Consider the following 18940-nt stretch of genomic DNA (forward strand, 5'->3'; position numbering starts at 1 on the left):
ATGCTATTCTGGCTGACAGAGTTCAGTGACGGCGGCGACGCCTTTAACCTGTTTCGCTACATCACCTTCAGGGCGGGCGGTGCCTTTATGACGGCGCTGATCTTTGGCTTTATCTTTGGCCAGCCGCTGATCAACGTGCTGCGCAAGCGGCAGGGCAAAGGCCAGCCGATCCGCGACGACGGCCCCGAGGGGCACTTTGCCAAGGCGGGCACTCCGACGATGGGCGGCCTGCTGATCATCGGGGCGCTGGTCACCTCGACCCTGCTGTGGGCGCGGCTGGACAACCCGTTTGTCTGGATGGTGCTGTTTGTGACCATTGCCTATGCGGCCATCGGCTTTGCCGACGATTACGCCAAGGTGAGCAAGCAGAACACCGCTGGTGTGTCCGGCAAGGTGCGGCTTTTGCTGGGTTTTTTGATCGCGGGCATCGCGGGTTTCTGGGCCTCTGCCTATCATCCCGACGACCTGACCTACCGGGTGGCCTTTCCGATCTTCAAGGACACGCTGGTGTATCTCAGCTACTTCTTCATCCCCTTCGCGATGATCGTGATCGTGGGCGCGGCCAATGCCGTGAACCTGACCGACGGGCTGGACGGGCTGGCCATCATGCCGGTGATGATTGCCACCTCGACCCTTGGGGTGATCGCCTACGCGGTGGGCCGGGTCGATTTCACCGAGTATCTGGACGTGCATTACGTGCCCGGCACCGGTGAGATTCTGGTCTTTGCCGCGGGCGTCGTGGGCGGCGGTCTGGGGTTCCTGTGGTACAACGCCCCTCCGGCGGCGGTGTTCATGGGCGACACCGGGTCGCTGGCTCTGGGCGGCGCTTTGGGGGCCATCGCGGTGGCCACCAAGCACGAGATCGTGCTGGCCATCGTCGGCGGTCTGTTTGTGGTCGAGGCGCTGTCGGTCATCATTCAGGTGCTGTATTTCAAACGCACCGGCAAGCGCGTCTTTCTGATGGCCCCGATCCATCACCACTATGAGAAAAAGGGCTGGGCCGAGCCGACGATCGTGATCCGCTTCTGGATCATCTCGCTGATCCTTGCGATCATCGGGCTGGCCACGCTGAAAGTGCGCTAAGCCGGAAACGGTGTGTCTGACAGGTGCTTGCCGCACCTTTGTGACCTTATTGGAGAGCTGTCATGATCCCTGTTCGCGGGTTCGAGGGTGCCGTGGTCGCGGTGCTGGGACTGGGCCGGTCCGGCCTGTCGGCGGCGCGTGCGCTGCGCGAGGGCGGCGCGCAGGTGGTTGTCTGGGACGATACGGATTCGGCGCGCGCGCGGGCCGAGGCCGACGGGTTCGAGGCACGGCGGCTGGACCGGGTGGAGGCGTTTGACGACGTGGCCTGCCTGATCACCTCGCCCGGCATCCCGCATCTTTACCCGCAGCCCAATGCCGCCATTCTGGCGGCCCTGCGCGCCGGTGTGCCGGTGGACAATGACATCGGCCTTTTCTTTCAGAGCCTTGGCGGCGACTGGGACATGTATGACAAACCGCCCAAAGTGATCGCGGTGACCGGGTCGAACGGCAAATCCACCACCTCGGCGCTGATCCACCATATCCTGACCACCGCAGGCCGCGAAAGCCAGTTGGCGGGCAACATCGGGCGCGGCGTGCTGGACATCGACCCGCCGGGGGATGGCGGCGTGGTGGTGCTGGAGCTGTCCAGCTACCAGACCGATCTGGCGCGCAGCCTGACGCCGGATGTGGCTGTTTTCACCAACTTTTCCGCCGACCACCTTGATCGGCACGCGGGTCTTGGCGGCTATTTCGCGGCCAAGCGACGGCTGTTCGCCGAGGGCGGGCCGGACCGGGCGGTGATCGGCGTCGATGAGGTCGAGGGGCTGTATCTGGCCGGGCAACTGGCAGAGGGGCGCGCGGATGACCGGGTGATCCGGGTGTCCAGCGGCCAGAAACTGGGCGGTCCGGGCTGGTATGTCTTTGCCCGCAAAGGGTTTCTGTCCGAATGGCGCAAGGGGCGGCAGGTCGGCGCGGTCGATCTGCGCGAGGTGGCGGGCTTGCCCGGTGCGCACAACCATCAGAACGCCTGTGCCGCCTACGCGGCGTGCCGGAGCCTTGGTCTGGCACCTCGAGACGTTGAGGCGGCCCTGCACAGTTTTGCCGGTCTGCCGCACCGCAGTCAGCGCGTGGCAGAGGCCGGTGGCGTCACCTATGTCAATGACTCCAAAGCAACAAATGTGGATTCGGCGCTGAAGGCCCTGCTGGCGTTCCCGAAGGTCCGCTGGGTGTGTGGCGGGTTAATGAAAGAGGGGGGTCTGGCGGCCTTGCAACCGGGGCTGAGCCATGTGGCCAAGGCCTATGTCATTGGCCGGGAGCCTGAAAGTTTTGCGCTGCAACTGCCCGGAGTCGCGACAGAAATCTGCGGCGATATGGCGACGGCAGTGGCCCGCGCCAGTGCCGATGCAGAACCGGGAGAGGTGGTTTTGCTGGCCCCGGCGGCGGCGAGTTTCGACCAGTATGACAGTTTCGAGAAACGCGGCGAGGATTTCATTGCCTGCGTCAACGCCGCGACGGGCGTGACATAAGGCGCGTTTTCAACCGGTTGCGCGGCTCTGGATGTCGCGCCCGGCAGCCACACCCGAGGCCCAGGCCCATTGGAAGTTGTACCCTCCCAGCCAGCCGGTCACGTCGACCGCCTCACCGATCACGTAGAGGCCGGGAAGATGCTTTGACATCAGCGACTTGGAGTCGATCCCCGTGGTCGAAACGCCGCCAAGGGTCACCTCGGCGGTGCGATACCCCTCAGACCCGGTGGGTTTGAGCCGCCACGCGGTCAGCGCATCGGTCAACTGGTCGATGCGACTGTCCGACAGGTCAGCGATATTGCCTTTCAGATCAATCTCCTGCCCGATGAAGCTGACCAGTCGCGCGGGCAAATGGGCCGCCAGTTCGACAGTCAACGCGCGTTTGCCATCGGTCTGGCGCTTTTCCCGGAGCAGGGTGGGCAGGTCCACCTCTGGCAGCAGGTTGACCACGATCTCTTCGCCTTCGTGCCAGTAGCTGGAGATTTGCAGGATGGAGGGGCCGGACAGGCCGCGATGGGTGAACAGCATCGCCTCTGGAAAGCTGGCTTTGTCGTTTGACACCAACGTGTTGGTCGCAACCCCGGCCAAGGGGACAAAGCGGTCGCCAAAGGTGAGGGGGACCAGCGCCGGGCGGACCTCGGTCACGTCATGGCCAAACTGCCGGGCAATGTCGTAGGCGATGCCGGTGGCCCCCATCTTGGGGATGGATTTGCCGCCGGTGGCGAGGATCAGGTTTTGAGACGTGATTTCAACCTCTTGCCCCTCTTTCTCGACACGGGTGACAAAGCGGCCTTCGGCGTGGCGAATGTCCTTGATCTTTGTGCGCAGCCAGAGGCGCGCCCCGGTCTTTTCCATCTCTTTCAACAGCATATCGACGATCTGGGTGGACTTCCCGTCGCAGAACAGCTGTCCCAGCGTCTTTTCGTGCCATGCGATGCCGTGGCGGTCGACCAGCTCGATGAAATCCCACTGGGTATACCGGGCAAGGGCCGATTTGGCGAAATGCGGGTTCCCGGACAAAAAGCTGTTGGGATCGCAGTACATGTTGGTGAAGTTGCAGCGCCCGCCGCCAGAGATGCGGATCTTTTCGCCGGGCGCTTTGGCGTGGTCGATGACCAGAACATCCGGCCCCGCGTGGGCGGCGGCCATCAGTCCGGCGGCACCCGCGCCAAGGATCAGAGTGTTGACAAACATGCGCGGGACGTAGGGCCAAACCCCGGAAAAGGCCAGAGGACAGCGGGCTTTGGACAGGACATAAAGGCGCGTCAACGTGGCCGCACGGGCACACCGCCCATTGCACCCCCCCGATTCCTTTGGCGTGGCCCGGAATTCTGCGCTACACTACCCGTCAGACCCGGAAAACCGGGCGATCCGAGGCAGTAGCGGTGTTCAGATGACAGAGATGGTTTATGGCACGGTGCCCGTGAAGGGTGGCGAGCCGGTGTTGCCCAAGTGGTGGCGGACGGTGGACAAGTGGACCTTGTCCTGCATTTTCATGCTCTTCGGCGTGGGGCTCTTGCTGGGTCTGGCGGCCTCGCCGCCGCTGGCGGAACGCATCGGGTTGCCGCCGTTCTACTATGTCCAGCGTCAGGCGTTCTTTGGCGGTCTGGCGATGATTGCCATGGTGCTGACCTCGATGATGGGGCCGGTGATGGTGCGGCGTCTGGCGGTGATGGGTTTTTTCGCGGCCTTCGTGTCGCTGGCCCTGCTGCCGGTGTTCGGAACGGATTTCGGCAAGGGGGCGGTGCGGTGGTACAGCCTTGGGTTCGCCAGCGTGCAGCCATCTGAATTCCTCAAGCCGCTGTTTGTGATCATGACCGCTTGGCTGATGGCCGCAGGACAAGAGCTGAGCGGTCCTCCGGGGCGGATGTATTCCTTTGTGATCATGTTCTCGATCGTGATGATGCTGGCGTTTCAGCCGGACTTTGGTCAGGCGGCGCTGGTGCTGTTCGGCTGGGGCGTGATGTGGTTTGTCGGCGGCGCGCCGATGCTGTTGCTGGTGGGACTGGCGGGGCTGGTCGTGCTGGGCGGCATGCTGGCCTATAACTCGTCCGAGCATTTTCAGCGCCGTTTCGACGGGTTCCTGAACCCCGAGGTCGATCCGACCTCACAACTGGGCTACGCCGAAAACGCGATCCGCGAGGGCGGATTTTTCGGCGTCGGCGTCGGTGAGGGGCAGGTGAAGTGGAGCCTGCCGGACGCGCATACGGATTTCATCATCGCTGTCGCGGCCGAGGAATACGGGCTGCTGATGGTTCTGGTGATCCTGACGCTGTATGCGGCCATCGTGATGCGCAGCCTGATCCGGCTGATGCGCGAGCGTGATCCGTTTATCCGGCTGGCCGGCACCGGCCTTGCGGCGATGTTCGGCGTGCAGGCGATGATCAACATGGGCGTTGCGGTGCGTCTGCTGCCGGCCAAGGGCATGACGCTGCCTTTTGTCAGCTACGGCGGGTCGTCTTTGATCGCGGGCGGCATTGCGGTCGGCATGCTGCTGGCCTTTACCCGGTCGCGGCCGCAGGGCGAAATCCGCGACATTCTGCGCGGTCGGGCGCGGTGACACGCGCCCGATGGGCAGGAACCTGCCGGTCTTCCCCTTGTCATGGACGGGGCCATGCGGATGTTATATCCGCGCGTGGATCGGGTACGGAGTTGGGTAAATGGGCGAGCGCAAGCCTTTGCTGGTGATGGCGGCGGGCGGCACAGGCGGACATATGTTCCCTGCGCAGGCTCTTGCGGAAATCATGCTGGCGCGCGGCTGGCGGGTAAAGCTGTCGACCGATGCCCGTGGCGCGCGCTACACCGGCGCTTTTCCCGACGGGGTCGAGATCGAGACGGTGGCCTCTGCCACCTTTGACAGGGGCGGGGTGCTGGCCAAGGCGATGGTGCCGTTCCGGCTGGCCTCGGGGGTGTTGTCAGCGATTTTCGCGATGCGGCGGGACCGGCCTGATGTGGTGGTGGGCTTTGGCGGTTATCCCAGTGTCCCGGCGCTGACCGCCGCCTGGCTGCTGAAACTGCCGCGCATGATCCATGAACAGAACGGCGTCCTTGGCAAGGTGAACACGTGGTTCGCGGGCAAGGTCGACGTGATGGCCTGTGGCACATGGCCCACCGATCTGCCCGAGGGGGTGGAGGGCATCCACACCGGCAACCCGGTGCGCATGGCCGTGCGCGAACGCGCCGGGGCGGGCTATATCGCGCCCGGACCCTATCCGATGTCGATCCTTGTGATCGGCGGCTCTCAGGGGGCGCGGACGCTGTCGGACGTCGTGCCGCCCGCGATTGCCGCGCTGCCGCTGGAGATGGTCGGCAACCTGCGGGTCAGCCATCAGGCGCGCGACGAGGATGAATTGCGCGTGGCGACCTATTACGCGGAACACGGGCTGGACGCGGATGTGCAACCGTTCTTTCATGACGTCCCGGCCCGGATGAGCGAGGCGCAATTGGTGATCTCGCGCTCTGGCGCGTCCTCTGTCGCGGATATCGCGGTGATCGGGCGGCCCAGCATCCTGATCCCCTATCCCCATGCGACGGGCGATCACCAGATGGCCAACGCACAGGCGCTGGTGGATGCGGGGGCGGCCATCCGCATCCCGGAAAGCAAGCTGACCATCGAGACCCTGACAGAGTCGATAGAGGCGGTTCTGAGCAATGAGCAGGGCGCGATCCGCATGGTGCAGGCGGCGCTGCGGGTGGGCAAACCCGAGGCGGCGGACCACTTGGCCGCGCTGGTCGAAGAGCTGGCAGGCATAACAACAAACGATGAGGGCACGGCAGATGAAGGATTTCGGGATTGAGCGGGGCGCTTGCATGACCGGCGCGACAAAGCTGCCCGGCGATGTGGGCGCGATCCATTTCGTCGGCATTGGCGGGATCGGCATGTCTGGCATCGCCGAGGTTCTGCTGGACCACGGCTATGCGGTGCAGGGGTCTGACCTGAAGGCGACCAAGATCACCCAGCGGCTGGTGGATCTGGGCGCGCGGGTGTTCGAGGGGCAGGTGGCCTCGAACCTCGAAGGCGCTGAGGTTGTGGTGATCTCCTCGGCGATCAAGCCGGGCAACCCCGAACTGGACGAGGCGCGCCGTCGCGGTCTGCCCGTTGTGCGCCGGGCAGAGATGCTGGCCGAGCTGATGCGGCTGAAATCCAACGTGGCCGTGGCCGGAACCCACGGCAAGACCACCACCACCACGATGGTCGCCACGCTGCTGGACGCCGGTGAGTTTGACCCGACCGTGGTGAACGGCGGGATCATCCACGCCTATGGCTCCAACGCGCGGATGGGGCAGGGCGAATGGATGGTCGTCGAGGCGGATGAGAGCGACGGCACCTTCAACCGGCTGCCCGCGACCATCGCCATCGTGACCAACATCGACCCCGAGCATATGGAGCATTGGGGCACGATCGAGAACCTGCGCAACGGGTTTTATGACTTCGTGTCAAACATCCCCTTCTACGGGCTGGCGGTCTGTTGCACCGATCACCCCGAGGTGCAGGCCCTGGTGGGCCGTGTGTCTGATCGGCGCGTGGTGACATACGGGTTCAACGCTCAGGCGGATGTGCGCGCCGTGGGGCTGACGTATAAGGGTGGCGTGGCGCATTTCGACGTGGTGTTCCAGCAGAGCGGTGAGCGGATCGAGGCCATGACCCTGCCGATGCCGGGGGATCACAACGTGAGCAATGCCTTGTCGGCCATCGCGGTGGCGCGGCATCTGGGCATGTCGGGCGATGAGATTCGCAAGGCCTTGGCGGCGTTCGGCGGCGTGAACCGGCGCTTTACCAAGGTGGGTGAGGTTGGCGGCGTGACGATCATCGACGATTATGGCCACCACCCGGTTGAGATTGCCGCCGTTCTGAAGGCGGCCCGGCAGGCCAGTGAGGGGCGGGTGATCGCGGTGCATCAGCCGCATCGGTACAGCCGTCTGTCGCACCACTTTGAGGAATTCTGTTCCTGTTTCAACGAGGCGGATGTGGTGGCGATTGCCGAGGTGTTTGCCGCCGGTGAGGACCCCATTGCGGGGGCCACGCGGGACGATCTGGTGGCTGGGCTGGTGCGGCATGGCCACCGGCATGCGCGGGCGATCCGGGACGAGGACGATCTGGAGCGGCTGGTCCGTGAGCAGGCGCAGCCGGGGGATATGGTGGTCTGCCTTGGGGCGGGCACGATTTCGGCCTGGGCCAATGGCCTGCCGGCGCGGCTGGAGGCGGTGCCGGGCTGAAGCCCGGCCTACCCTTGTCCACGCGTGGACAGCCTGTGGGGTATGTGAAATCAATGGGTTACAGAGACGGTTTTACGTTTCTTTAAGAAATGGCCCCTTCGGGGGCTGTTTTTGTTTGGGGGCGGGGGCGCTGCCCCCGGCCTTCGGCCTCCCCCGGGATATTTTTGGACAGAAGAAGCTGGGGTGAGGGATAAGTCGTTGAGTTTCGGTGCCGTGGCGGTGACAGTTGCGGGATGAAGGCTGAGGATATCAAGGATCGGGAGGCGCTGGAGGCGTGGCTGGAGGGGCGGCCCCGGCAGGATGCGGTGGTGATTGCGCATCGGGCGGCGCTGCGGGTCTTGCCGATCTGGGGTGCGGCGATGGGAGAGGATTGGGCAATTGAGGAAGGTCTCTCAGTGCTCCCACTGCTCCGTTGTTGTCTAGTCTCAGCGCTAGATGCCAATGATGCTTTGGGTTCCAAAAATGCGGCAAAAGCAGCTTTTGGGACTGATGCCGTCTATGATCCGTTCATTGCAGCTCAAGGAAAAGACAGAGTCAGTGCAGCATTTGCGGCTGCTAGGGCCGCTGCGCGAACGTCGGTTTCTGAATCACTTTCGGAGTCTGCTGCATTTGCAGCTGCCCGGTTTTCTCAGGAACAATCATGCGAGATATTGGGTGATGTGGCTGCTTTGCTTGAGGGACTTGACCCAAGAAGTTTCAACATTTGGGCCAAGGATGTAGCTCCCGACTGGTTTCAAGACGCCGAGACCGAGATGCAGGCATTGTGGCACAATGACGGAAACAAACGTTGGGAGTTTTGGGCGCGGTGGTGGGAGAGTGCTGTACGAGGCGAACCACTTGACCCAAATCTTCAACTGGCCATCGTGCAGGGGATCGACGAGGAAACCTGGAAAGACCCTGACAAGGTGGCGGCGCGGATTGTCGAGATTGAGGCGCGGTTCAGGCTGGATGCGGTGATTGCCGAGAATCCGCACGCCTGGCGGATCGAGTTGGACCACAAGACCGGGCTTTTCAACGCCTATGCCATCGAGACGCGCGACCTGTCAGAGATCGTTGCTGGTATTCAGGAGGCGATCAGCGAATTCCACCGGCGCTGCAAGCTGCTGAACGTCAGCAATTTCGGGCAATCGGTGAAACTGGCTTTCAAACCCGTGATCGACACGTTGCGGCGGGACATTCGACGTCACTCCGAGGAACCCTATAGCTTGTTCAGGTCGCTGGACTACGCGCGCGCAGAACTGGAGGAGATTGCCACTGCAGAGAAATATGCCGGGGAAAGCTATGTCACGCGGTTCTTCAAGACGCTGGACGACCATGCCGAGGACATCTGTCTGGCCTCGCCCGAGGTTGTCGAACAGTTGAAGGCCAAGGCGGCGGTGCGTTTTGAGCTTTGCACCGTCGAGCGGCGCATGATGATGATGCGGCAGACCCTTGGCCTGCATCTGGATGCAGAGGGGATCCTGAAGCGCGCGGCGCTGGAGGCGCTGATCGTTCTTCAGGACGACAAGGCAAGCGACGAACGCAAGAAAGATGCCTTTTACTTTTGCACCGCGATCTTGCCGCGTGCTGCGCGGGCCTATCTGGCGGAGAAAGATGAGACAGGAGAGGCGCCCAAAGGGTCGAAGTCCACGCGGGCCAAGCGCATTGTTGAAGCCGCCGATGCGCTGTCAAAGCTGGACAAGGGGAAGGATGCGCTCGTTGAGAATGTTCCAGAAATGTATGAAGGGGCGCAGAGCTTGCTTGAATTCATAAACAGCAATGCTTGGCCGTTTTGACCGTGGGCTTACGGGATTTGCGCCTGTCCAGTCAGCAGATAGGGCCTTCCCCCTTTCAAACCGCCCAAACCACCCTCTTTTCTGCAATTGCATCTATCGCGGGGCTTGTCTGACGGGCCGCCTTGGCGCAAGCTCTTGGCACCTCTGGGGGGACACGGAGGGCAGACAATGTCGGTTTCGCTAATACTCGCCTGTGCCTGGGCTTTGCTGGCCAATGTGCTGGCGGTGCTCCCGTCGCGGGACAACCATTGGACGCGCGCCTATGTGCTGATCGCGTTGGGCATTCCCCTTGTCGGTTTCGTCACCTATCAGAACGGCCCTTGGGTGGGTCTGCTGGTCCTGTTCGCGGGCATGAGCGTGTTGCGCTGGCCGCTGCGCTATCTGTTTCGCTGGGTGCGCAAGACCGCCGCAAGGTAAGGGCGTCCTGACTGGCGCAACGGCGTCGGACCGGCGAGATTTGCGCCGGAAGGAGGGCCGCGCCCATGATTTTCGTCATTCCCGCTGTTGCGGCGCTGATCGGTCTGACCGCCGGTTGGGGCTTTTTGCGATATGGGCTGTCCCGTGCCGCATGGGCCATGACTCTCCTTTTGGCGGGGCTGATGGCCTGGGGGCTGTACAAGAGCCAGGTGGCGCAGGGCTGGGACGCGCTGGCCTATGTGATCCTCTGGCTGCTGGGCGCGGCCCCGGCGCTGCTGGGTCTGGGGCTGGGCGCGTTGATTGGCCGGTGGCGGCGGGTCAAGGCCGAGGTGGCTGGGCAAGGGGCTGCGCAGGCCGAGTGATCCCCCTTGCAGAGCGCGCGCCCGCGGCCTAGCAACCGGGGCATGAGCGATCTTCCTACCCCGCGCGGACGGCTGACCCCGGACCGCCCGCTGAACGATCTGACATGGCTGCGCGTGGGCGGGCCTGCGGATTGGCTGTTTCAACCTGCTGATCTGGACGATCTGCGTGCGTTTTTGGCGGAGTTGCCGCGCGAAGTGCCGGTGTTCCCGATGGGCGTCGGCTCTAACCTGATTGTGCGCGATGGTGGCATTCGGGCCTGCGTGATCCGGTTGGGGCGCGGCTTTAACGGTATCACGGTTGAAGGGTCTCGGGTGACGGCGGGGGCGGCGGCGCTGGATGCGCATGTGGCCAAGCGCGCCGCAGAGGCGGGCGTGGACCTGACGTTTTTGCGCACCATTCCGGGCAGTATCGGCGGTGCGGTGCGGATGAACGCAGGGTGTTATGGCACCTATGTGGCCGATCATCTGGTCGAGGTGCGCGCGGTGACGCGGGACGGCGATCTGGTGGTGATCCCCGCGGCGGAGTTGGCTTTGCAGTACCGGCAAAGCGATTTGCCCGAGGGCTGGGTGCTGGTCGAGGCGGTGTTTGAGGGGGTGCCGGGCGATCCCGACGCCTTGGCCGCGCGGATGGACGCGCAGTTGAAGAAGCGCGATGAGACGCAGCCGACCAAGGACCGCACCGCCGGCAGCACGTTCCGCAACCCGGCGGGGTTTTCCTCGACCGGTCTTGCGGATGACACGCATGACCTGAAGGCATGGAAGGTGATCGACGCGGCGGGGATGCGCGGGGCCACGCAGGGCGGCGCGCAGATGTCGCCCAAGCATTCGAATTTTCTGGTGAACACCGGGGGCGCGACGGCGGCGGACCTTGAAGGGCTGGGCGAATCAGTGCGAAAAAAGGTTTTCCAACACAGTGGAATAGAGCTACACTGGGAAATCATGCGGGTCGGTGAACCGGACCGCGACTAGGGCCACGATCAAGAAAATAAGAGCAGGGCCCGGCGACCACAGGCAGGTTGCACACATACATGCGGCATCGTCCGCGCAAGAATTTGCGACGGGGGCACGAAACCCCGCGCGATCAATGGGGGCATGGCCCTCTATATAAGAATGGGGGCTCCGCCCCTGGGCAGTTGAGGCAGATTTGGGAATGTCGAGCAGGACAATCCCGAAAGTGGTGGTGTTGAAAGGGGGGCCTTCGTCAGAGCGCGAGGTCTCGCTGAGTTCCGGTCGGGAATGCGCCGCCGCTTTGAGGGGCGAAGGATACGAGGTGATCGAACTGGACGCGGGGCCCGATGTGGCCGGGCGGCTGGCAGAGATTGCCCCGGACGTGGTGTTTAACGCATTGCATGGGCGCTGGGGCGAGGACGGCTGTATTCAGGGCATTCTGGAGTGGCTGCGCCTTCCCTATACGCATTCCGGGGTTCTGGCCTCGGCGCTGGCGATGGACAAGGAAAAGACCAAGGACGTGTACCGCGCCGCCGGGTTGCCGGTGGCCGAGAGCCTGCTGGCGCGGGCTGATGAGGTGCGCGAACGGCACGTGATGGCGCCGCCCTATGTGGTGAAGCCCTACAACGAGGGGTCCTCGGTCGGGGTGTATCTGGTGGACGAGGCGGCCAACGGGCCGCCGGCGCTGGATGCGGCGATGCCCGAGGTGGTCATGGTCGAGGCCTTTGTGCCGGGGCGGGAACTGACCGCCACCGTGATGGGTGACCGGGCGCTGGGCGTGACGGATATCCTCACTGACGGCTGGTACGATTTCGACGCCAAGTACAAGGCGGGCGGGTCGCGGCATATCTGTCCGGCAGACCTGCCGCAGGATATCTACGCGGCCTGCATGGACTATGCGCTGCGCGCCCATAAGGCACTGGGCTGCCGGGGGGTGTCGCGGACGGATTTCCGCTGGGATGAGGGCAGGGGGCTGGACGGGCTGATCCTGCTGGAAACCAACACCCAGCCGGGCATGACGCCCACGTCGCTGTCGCCGGAACACGGCGCGCTGGAGGGCATGAGCTTTGGCCAGTTCTGCGACTGGATGGTGAAGGATGCCTCATGCGACAGGTAGAGGCGCAGGCCGCCCATGACGATCCGCAGATGGCGCGGCTGGACCCGCGCGCGTCCAAGCTGAAGTACCGGCTGGAACGGCTGATGCTGACGCCGTTCTTTCGGTTTACCTTGCGGGTGTTGCTGCCGTTTGGCCTGTGTTTCGGGGTCGGGGCGGCATGGTTCGCGGTGGATGAGAACCGCGAGGCCTTTCACCTGATGCTGAGCGAGGTGCGCGCCACGGTCGAGAACCGGCCAGAGTTTCAGGTCCGCATGATGGCCATCGACGGCGCGGCGCCAGAGGTGGCGGTTGCGATCCGGGCCGACCTGTCGATCGACTTTCCCAAAAGCTCTTTCGATCTGGATCTTGAGGGCATGCAACAGACGGTGACGGCGCTGGACGCGGTCAAGACGGCGCAACTGCGGGTGCGGCAGGGCGGTGTCCTACAGGTCGACGTGGTCGAGCGCGTTCCCGTGGTGCTGTGGCGGACCGCCGAGGGGCTGAACCTGCTGGATGACGAAGGCGTCTTTGTTGGCCCTGCGGTATCGCGGGGGGCCCATGCGGCGCTGCCGGTGATCGCGGGCGGTGCTGCGGAACTGGCGGTGGACGAGGCGCTGCGGCTGTACGCGCTGACCGGGCCGGTGCGGGCGCGGCTGCGCGGGTTTGAACGGATCGGCGCGCGGCGCTGGGACGTGGTGCTGGACCGGGGTCAGCGCATCATGCTGCCCGAGACCGGCGCGGAACGGGCGCTGGAACAGGCCATCGGCATGGCGCTGACGCCGGGGCTGGACCTGCTGGCGCGCGACCTGACGGTGGTCGATCTGCGCCTGCCACGCAGACCAACAATACGAATGACCGAGGACGCCACGCAGCAGATGTGGCGGATCAAGGCGATTGAGGCTGGTAGGGAAGTGTTGCGATGATCGAGCTTTACGAGTCCCAAAGGGCGATGCGGAACATGCGGCGGGCAGCGATGCAGCGCGGCGTGGTGGCCATTCTGGACGTGGGGTCGTCCAAGGTGGCCTGTCTGGTGCTGCGCTTTGACGGCACCGACCCGTCCGATGAGGGCATCGGGTCACTGGCGGGGCAGTCCGGGTTCCGGGTGATCGGGGCCGCGACAACGCGGTCGCGCGGGGTGCGTCACGGCGAAGTGCATGACATGGGGGCGACCGAACGGTCGATCCGCACGGCGGTGCAGGCGGCGCAGAAGATGGCCGGTATCCGGGTGGATCACGTCATCGCCGCCTTTTCCGGGGCCGAGCCGCGCTCTTACGGGTTGGCGGGCAAGTCCGAGGTGCTGGGCACCACGGTGGATGAACAGGACGTGGCGCGGGTGCTGTCGGCCTGTGATGTGCCCGATTTCGGCTATGGCCGCGAGGTGCTGCACGCGCAGCCGGTGAACTTTGTGCTGGACCACCGCAGCGGGCTGATCGATCCGCGCGGCCAGATCGGCAACGAACTGGGCTGTGACATGCACATGCTGACGGTCGAGGGGCAGGCGATCCAGAACCTTGCCCATTGCGTCAAGCGTTGCGATCTGGAACTGGCCGGGCTGGCGTCGTCGGGCTATGTCAGCGGCGTCTCGGCGCTGGTCGAGGATGAGCAAGAGTTGGGCGCGGCCTGTATCGACATGGGCGGCGGGGCCACCGGCCTGTCGATCTTTATCAAGAAACACATGATCTACGCCGACAGCGTGCGCATGGGCGGCGATCACGTCACCCGCGACATCTCCAAGGGGCTGAAGGTCTCGATGGCGACGGCGGAACGGATCAAGACCTTTTACGGCGGTCTGGTCGCCACCGGCATGGACGACCGCGAGATGATCGAGATCGGCGGCGACACCGGCGATTGGGAACACGACCGCCGCACCGTCAGCCGCGCCGAACTGATCGGCATCATGCGGCCGCGCGTCGAGGAGATCCTTGAAGAGGTGCGGATGCGGCTGGATGCGGCGGGCTTTGACCATTTGCCCAGCCAGCAGATCGTGCTGACAGGCGGGGCCTCGCAGATCCCCGGTCTGGATGGGCTGGCGTCCAAGATCCTTGGCCAGCAGGTGCGCCTTGGCCGCCCCTTGCGCGTCCACGGGCTGCCGCAGGCGGCAACCGGGCCGGGCTTTGCCACGGCGGTGGGCCTGTGCCTGTTCGCGGCGCATCCGCAGGACGAATGGTGGGATTTCGAGATCCCGGTGGACAGGCTGCCGGCGCGGTCGCTGAAACGCGCGGTGCAGTGGTTCCGCGAGAATTGGTGACAGCGCCGGACAGCGCTTTCAATTCAGACCGGAAAAATCCTTTCGGCAAGTCACTTCCGGGGCTGACGGGCGGGTAAGGCTCTGTTAGGTTATACACAAATCCGTCCACAGAGGCGGGGCTACGGGATGTCGGGCAGGCTCCCTTACATTGTCAGTTGATCGGACGCGCGCCATGGGTGTTTGTCGCGCGCCATTAGTGGTCGGCACTGAGTAATCCACTGCATATCGGTGAATGGGCGAAATACGGCCAAAACACGCCGCGAATTTGCCACATTTGGTAGATTTCGCGCGTTTTTCGCGTGACGGACCGGGCGTCTATCGGTAGGATTCAAGGGAACGGGCCGCGCACAGGCCCGAAACCGGAATAAAAAACAGGCGGACGACAACATGGCACTGAATCTTTCGATGCCCGGACAGGATGAGCTGAGACCCCGTATCACGGTCTTTGGCGTGGGCGGCGCGGGCGGCAATGCCGTCAACAACATGATCGAGAAAAACCTTGAGGGCGTCGATTTTGTCGTCGCCAACACCGACGCTCAGGCGCTGGCCCAAAGCATGTCGCAAAGCCGCGTGCAACTGGGTGTAAAAGTGACCGAGGGTCTGGGTGCCGGGGCGCGGGCCAGTGTGGGCGCCGCCGCCGCCGAGGAAAGCATCGAACAGATCGTTGACCATCTGGCCGGCGCGCACATGTGTTTCATCACCGCAGGCATGGGGGGCGGCACCGGGACGGGGGCGGCTCCGATCATCGCTCAGGCGGCGCGTGAACTGGGTGTGCTGACCGTTGGTGTGGTGACAAAGCCCTTTCAGTTCGAGGGCGCCAAGCGGATGAAGCAGGCCGAGGCCGGTGTCGAAAGCCTGCAAAAGGTTGTCGACACGCTGATCATCATCCCGAACCAGAACCTGTTCCGTCTTGCGAACGAAAAGACCACCTTTACCGAGGCGTTCAGCCTGGCCGATGACGTGCTGTATCAGGGCGTCAAAGGTGTCACGGACCTGATGGTCCGTCCGGGTCTGATCAACCTCGACTTTGCCGACGTGCGCGCGGTGATGGACGAGATGGGCAAGGCCATGATGGGCACCGGTGAGGGCGAGGGCGAGGATCGCGCGGTTCAGGCCGCCGAGAAGGCCATCGCCAACCCGCTGCTGGACGAAATCAGCCTCAAGGGCGCGCGCGGTGTGTTGATCAACATCACCGGCGGTCACGACCTGACGCTGTTCGAACTGGACGAAGCGGCCAACCGCATCCGCGAGGAAGTGGACGCAGAGGCCAACATCATCGTCGGCAGCACGCTGGACGATGGCATGGCAGGCCGGATGCGCGTGTCGGTGGTCGCCACCGGCATCGACGCCCGCGACAACACCGGCGATGTGCCGGTGCCGCGCCGTCCGCTGTCCAAGCCGCTGGGCACTCTGGCCAACACACCCGCGCCTGCTCCGGCCCCCGCGCCGCAGCCCGCACCGGAACCGGTTGCGGCCCGCGCCGCCGAGCCCGAGCCGTCGCTGTTCGGTCAGATGGAGGAGGCCGGACAGGCCGATCCGGTGATCTCACGCGAGTATGACGAGGTGATCGAGGATGAGCGCGCCGACGACGGCCTGCCGCCGCCGGTCTACCGCGCCCATGTGGCCGAGTTCCGCCCCGCGCCCGACACCATCGAGGCCGATCCGCAGGACTTTGTCGCGCCGCGCGCGCCCGCACCCGGCACGCCCAGCCCGGCCACACTGGACCGGCTGAAGGCCGCCGCCGCGCGGACCCGCGAAGAGACGCAGGCCGCTGCCGCGCCGCAGCCCGCGCCCGCCGCCCCGCCGGCAGAAGAGCGGTCGCGCTTCAGCGTGAACTCTTTGATCGGTCGCATGACCGGCCATACCGAGCAGCAGGCCGCGCCGCAGTCACGCCGCGCACAGCCGCCGGTGCAGGCGCATCGCCCGGCCCCGATCCACGATCAGGAGCCCGAGGCCGAGGATGACCGGATTGAAATTCCGGCCTTCCTGCGCCGTCAGGCCAACTGAGGCCAACCGGACTTGGCGGTCGGGCCTGCGCCCGACAGCCAGAACCACCCCGCGACATGAAAACGCCCCCTGCCTGAGCCGGGGGCGTTTTCATATGTTACGCCCCCGGCCAAAGGTGTTCACAAAACGCAACATTGATGCAAATAACGGTCGAGTCCGGGTCGCGGAGAGGTCTGGGAGAGACCCCGATTCCTGCCGAAATAATGAGGCGATAACAGTTGCTTGCCGCGTGTTCTTCGCGTTTGTGGCGGGGTTCCGCCGACCGTTCACGAGTGATGTTTCACACCGTTGCAATCTTTGATTTGAGGCGAGGGGGTACCTTCGCTACGTCCATACCCAAAGCCGCGTCCGGGTTGGGGGGACGTGTGCAACTCAGGGGCAACCTCGTGCAGACCACTCTTCGTTCGCCGATCACATTCACTGGTGTTGGACTTCATTCCGGCGCGCCCGCGCGCCTGACGATCCGTCCTGCCAGCGCCGACTATGGCATCTGGTTCAAACGCACCGACATCGCGCTTGGCGACACGCTGGTTCCCGCCCGCTGGGACGCGGTCGAGGCGTCGCCGCTGTGTACCTGGATCGTCAACCGCGCCGGGACATCGGTGTCGACGGTCGAACACGTCATGGCGGCCCTGTCGGGTTGCGGTGTCCACAACGCATTGATCGAGATCGACGGACCCGAGGCCCCCATCCTCGACGGATCGTCGGTGCCTTTCGTGCGTGGCATCCTTGCCCGTGGCCTGCGCCAACTGGCCATGCCGATCCGCGCCATCGAAGTGCTTGCACCTGTCGAGGTCCGCACCGACATGGGCTGGGCGCGTCTGTCGCCCGCCGAAGTGGGGCAGGGCCTGACCATGCAGTTTCACATTTCGTTTGCCGATGCGGCCATCGGCGAGCAGACCAAGACGCTTAACCTTGCGAACGGCACCTTTGTGCGCGAACTGTGCGACAGCCGCACCTTTTGCCGCGCCTCGGACGTCGACGCGATGCATGCCGCTGGCAAGGCGCTGGGCGGCACCTATGAAAACGCGGTTGTGGTCGATGGCGACAAGATCCTGTCGCCCGGCGGGCTGCGTCATTCGGATGAGGCGGTGCGGCACAAGATGCTGGACGCGCTGGGGGATCTTGCCCTCGCCGGGGCACCGATCATCGGCCACTATGAGGGCCACAAGGCCGGTCACGCGATGACCAATGCCCTGCTGCGGGCGCTGTTTGACATGCCCGGTGCGTACCGCGTGGTTCTGTGCGATCCGGCGCAGGCGGCTCGCCTTCCCGGAGCCGGTGTCGAGCGGCACGAGATTCCGGCCGTGGCCTGAGCGCCGCGTGGGCGGCATAGCGCGCATTATTCGGGCTACAAGACATTTTGCACCGGAATTTTCTGTGCTAGACCGCTCCCAATGGCAACCGCTGAAGGCGGTGCCGCACGAAGTAGAGGACGATCGGGCATGACTGGGGGCGGATCGCGGAAACTTGGGATCGTCGCGGTGGCGTTTGCGCTGTCGCTGGCGGGCTGTGGTGAATTGCAGCGCAAGGAAGTGGGCCCCGGTGGCGTGCCGCTGGAAAGCTTTACCGCCAAGCAGATTTTCGAACGCGGCGAATACGAGCTGTCGAGAAACGACTCAAAAGACGCGGCGTTTTACTTTGGCGAGGTCGAGCGCCTCTATCCCTATTCGGAATGGGCCAAGCGTGCATTGATCATGCAGGCCTATGCCTATCACGAGGACAGGGATTATGAAAACGCGCGCTCTGCGGCGCAGCGGTTCATTGATTTCTATCCCGCCGAAGACGACGCCGCCTATGCGCAATACCTGCTGGCGCTGTCCTACTATGACCAGATCGAACTGGTGGGCCGCGATCAGGGGCTGACGTTTCAGGCCTTGCAGGCGCTGCGCACGGTGATCGAACGCTATCCCGACAGCGAATATGCCCGCTCTTCCATCCTGAAATTCGACCTTGCCTTTGACCATCTGGCGGCCAAGGAAATGGAAGTGGGGCGCTACTATCTGAAGCGGTCGCATTACGGTGCCGCAATCAGTCGGTTCCGCGTTGTGGTCGAGGATTTCCAGACCACGACCCACACGCCGGAGGCGCTGTATCGTCTGATTGAGGCCTACCTCTCGCTGGGTCTTCTGAACGAGGCGCAGACCGCCGGGGCCATCCTTGGCTATAACTACCAGTCGACCGACTGGTATGAGGATGGGTTCAAGCTGTTGACCAAGCAGGGGCTGAAGCCTTCTGTGCTGGGCGACAACTGGCTGTCGGCCATCTATCGTCAGATGATCAAGGGCCAGTGGTTGTAAGGAGCGGCGGACCTCAGGTCT

The 18940-nt window shown here is 64.2% G+C and carries 16 protein-coding genes; 15 read left to right on the forward strand and 1 reads right to left on the reverse strand.

The window, feature by feature from the left end; all coding sequences use genetic code 11:
- The gene (gene mraY, locus ACN0S5_RS06140; protein ID WP_417206976.1) at nucleotides 1–1083 is read left to right on the forward strand and encodes a phospho-N-acetylmuramoyl-pentapeptide-transferase; all 1083 of its coding nucleotides are present in this window, start codon (nucleotides 1–3) and stop codon (nucleotides 1081–1083) included.
- Nucleotides 1084–1145: 62 nt separating this feature from the next.
- Nucleotides 1146–2549: a UDP-N-acetylmuramoyl-L-alanine--D-glutamate ligase gene (gene murD, locus ACN0S5_RS06145; RefSeq protein WP_417206978.1), complete on the forward strand. Its 1404-nt coding sequence runs from the start codon at nucleotides 1146–1148 to the stop codon at nucleotides 2547–2549.
- A 9-nt stretch (nucleotides 2550–2558) separates the two neighbouring features.
- On the opposite strand, the gene ACN0S5_RS06150 is transcribed toward murD, so the two are convergent.
- Entirely contained in the window at nucleotides 2559–3743 is a 1185-nt protein-coding gene (locus ACN0S5_RS06150; RefSeq protein ID WP_417206979.1) for an NAD(P)/FAD-dependent oxidoreductase, read from the reverse strand.
- 199 nt (nucleotides 3744–3942) lie between these two features.
- On the opposite strand from ACN0S5_RS06150, the gene ACN0S5_RS06155 reads away from it, so the two are divergent.
- From ACN0S5_RS06155 to ACN0S5_RS06215, 13 genes are all read left to right on the forward strand, one after another.
- A complete protein-coding gene (locus tag ACN0S5_RS06155) occupies nucleotides 3943–5109 on the forward strand; it encodes a peptidoglycan glycosyltransferase FtsW (RefSeq protein ID WP_417206980.1) in 1167 nt (388 codons plus the stop codon).
- Nucleotides 5110–5209: 100 nt separating this feature from the next.
- The gene (gene murG, locus ACN0S5_RS06160) at nucleotides 5210–6346 is read left to right on the forward strand and encodes an undecaprenyldiphospho-muramoylpentapeptide beta-N-acetylglucosaminyltransferase (RefSeq protein ID WP_417206982.1); all 1137 of its coding nucleotides are present in this window, start codon (nucleotides 5210–5212) and stop codon (nucleotides 6344–6346) included.
- 13 nt (nucleotides 6347–6359) lie between these two features.
- The gene (murC, locus tag ACN0S5_RS06165; RefSeq protein ID WP_417206984.1) at nucleotides 6360–7766 is read left to right on the forward strand and encodes a UDP-N-acetylmuramate--L-alanine ligase; all 1407 of its coding nucleotides are present in this window, start codon (nucleotides 6360–6362) and stop codon (nucleotides 7764–7766) included.
- A gap of 233 nt (nucleotides 7767–7999) precedes the next feature.
- A complete protein-coding gene (locus ACN0S5_RS06170; RefSeq protein ID WP_417206986.1) occupies nucleotides 8000–9541 on the forward strand; it encodes a hypothetical protein in 1542 nt (513 codons plus the stop codon).
- Between the two features lie 168 nt (nucleotides 9542–9709).
- Nucleotides 9710–9958, forward strand: coding sequence for a DUF2484 family protein (locus tag ACN0S5_RS06175; protein WP_417206989.1), 249 nt, complete (start codon nucleotides 9710–9712; stop codon nucleotides 9956–9958).
- A 65-nt stretch (nucleotides 9959–10023) separates the two neighbouring features.
- Nucleotides 10024–10320: a hypothetical protein gene (locus ACN0S5_RS06180; protein WP_417206992.1), complete on the forward strand. Its 297-nt coding sequence runs from the start codon at nucleotides 10024–10026 to the stop codon at nucleotides 10318–10320.
- Nucleotides 10321–10362: 42 nt separating this feature from the next.
- Complete coding sequence (gene murB, locus ACN0S5_RS06185; RefSeq protein ID WP_417206994.1) at nucleotides 10363–11289, forward strand: UDP-N-acetylmuramate dehydrogenase; 927 nt, start codon at nucleotides 10363–10365, stop codon at nucleotides 11287–11289.
- Between the two features lie 181 nt (nucleotides 11290–11470).
- Entirely contained in the window at nucleotides 11471–12385 is a 915-nt protein-coding gene (locus tag ACN0S5_RS06190; RefSeq protein ID WP_417206995.1) for a D-alanine--D-alanine ligase, read from the forward strand.
- Nucleotides 12373–13287 (forward strand): cell division protein FtsQ/DivIB, encoded by a 915-nt coding sequence (locus ACN0S5_RS06195; protein ID WP_417206998.1) that lies wholly within the window; start codon nucleotides 12373–12375, stop codon nucleotides 13285–13287. The genes ACN0S5_RS06190 and ACN0S5_RS06195 overlap by 13 nt, the downstream gene beginning before the upstream one ends.
- Nucleotides 13284–14612, forward strand: coding sequence for a cell division protein FtsA (gene ftsA / locus ACN0S5_RS06200; protein WP_417207000.1), 1329 nt, complete (start codon nucleotides 13284–13286; stop codon nucleotides 14610–14612). Before ACN0S5_RS06195 ends, ftsA begins: the two co-directional genes overlap by 4 nt.
- A 387-nt stretch (nucleotides 14613–14999) precedes the next feature.
- The gene (gene ftsZ / locus ACN0S5_RS06205) at nucleotides 15000–16619 is read left to right on the forward strand and encodes a cell division protein FtsZ (RefSeq protein WP_417207002.1); all 1620 of its coding nucleotides are present in this window, start codon (nucleotides 15000–15002) and stop codon (nucleotides 16617–16619) included.
- A 386-nt stretch (nucleotides 16620–17005) separates the two neighbouring features.
- The gene (gene lpxC, locus ACN0S5_RS06210) at nucleotides 17006–17935 is read left to right on the forward strand and encodes a UDP-3-O-acyl-N-acetylglucosamine deacetylase (protein WP_417207003.1); all 930 of its coding nucleotides are present in this window, start codon (nucleotides 17006–17008) and stop codon (nucleotides 17933–17935) included.
- Nucleotides 17936–18064: 129 nt separating this feature from the next.
- The gene (locus ACN0S5_RS06215) at nucleotides 18065–18919 is read left to right on the forward strand and encodes an outer membrane protein assembly factor BamD (protein WP_417207005.1); all 855 of its coding nucleotides are present in this window, start codon (nucleotides 18065–18067) and stop codon (nucleotides 18917–18919) included.
- The last annotated feature ends 21 nt before the right edge of the window (nucleotides 18920–18940 follow it).

The sequence above is a fragment of the Antarctobacter sp. genome, assembly GCF_048262615.1.
GTDB lineage: Bacteria > Pseudomonadota > Alphaproteobacteria > Rhodobacterales > Rhodobacteraceae > Antarctobacter.

Coding starts and splice junctions, on each gene's coding strand:
- ACN0S5_RS06195 (WP_417206998.1), top strand. CDS start 12,373: ATGCGACAGGTAGAGGCGCAGGCCGCCCATGACGATCCGCAGATGGCG.
- murC (WP_417206984.1), top strand. CDS start 6,360: ATGACCGGCGCGACAAAGCTGCCCGGCGATGTGGGCGCGATCCATTTC.
- ACN0S5_RS06215 (WP_417207005.1), top strand. CDS start 18,065: ATGACTGGGGGCGGATCGCGGAAACTTGGGATCGTCGCGGTGGCGTTT.
- ftsA (WP_417207000.1), top strand. CDS start 13,284: ATGATCGAGCTTTACGAGTCCCAAAGGGCGATGCGGAACATGCGGCGG.
- ACN0S5_RS06180 (WP_417206992.1), top strand. CDS start 10,024: ATGATTTTCGTCATTCCCGCTGTTGCGGCGCTGATCGGTCTGACCGCC.
- ACN0S5_RS06150 (WP_417206979.1), bottom strand. CDS start 3,743: ATGTTTGTCAACACTCTGATCCTTGGCGCGGGTGCCGCCGGACTGATG.
- mraY (WP_417206976.1), top strand. CDS start 1: ATGCTATTCTGGCTGACAGAGTTCAGTGACGGCGGCGACGCCTTTAAC.
- ACN0S5_RS06155 (WP_417206980.1), top strand. CDS start 3,943: ATGACAGAGATGGTTTATGGCACGGTGCCCGTGAAGGGTGGCGAGCCG.
- murB (WP_417206994.1), top strand. CDS start 10,363: ATGAGCGATCTTCCTACCCCGCGCGGACGGCTGACCCCGGACCGCCCG.
- murG (WP_417206982.1), top strand. CDS start 5,210: ATGGGCGAGCGCAAGCCTTTGCTGGTGATGGCGGCGGGCGGCACAGGC.
- ACN0S5_RS06170 (WP_417206986.1), top strand. CDS start 8,000: ATGAAGGCTGAGGATATCAAGGATCGGGAGGCGCTGGAGGCGTGGCTG.
- murD (WP_417206978.1), top strand. CDS start 1,146: ATGATCCCTGTTCGCGGGTTCGAGGGTGCCGTGGTCGCGGTGCTGGGA.
- ftsZ (WP_417207002.1), top strand. CDS start 15,000: ATGGCACTGAATCTTTCGATGCCCGGACAGGATGAGCTGAGACCCCGT.
- ACN0S5_RS06175 (WP_417206989.1), top strand. CDS start 9,710: ATGTCGGTTTCGCTAATACTCGCCTGTGCCTGGGCTTTGCTGGCCAAT.
- ACN0S5_RS06190 (WP_417206995.1), top strand. CDS start 11,471: ATGTCGAGCAGGACAATCCCGAAAGTGGTGGTGTTGAAAGGGGGGCCT.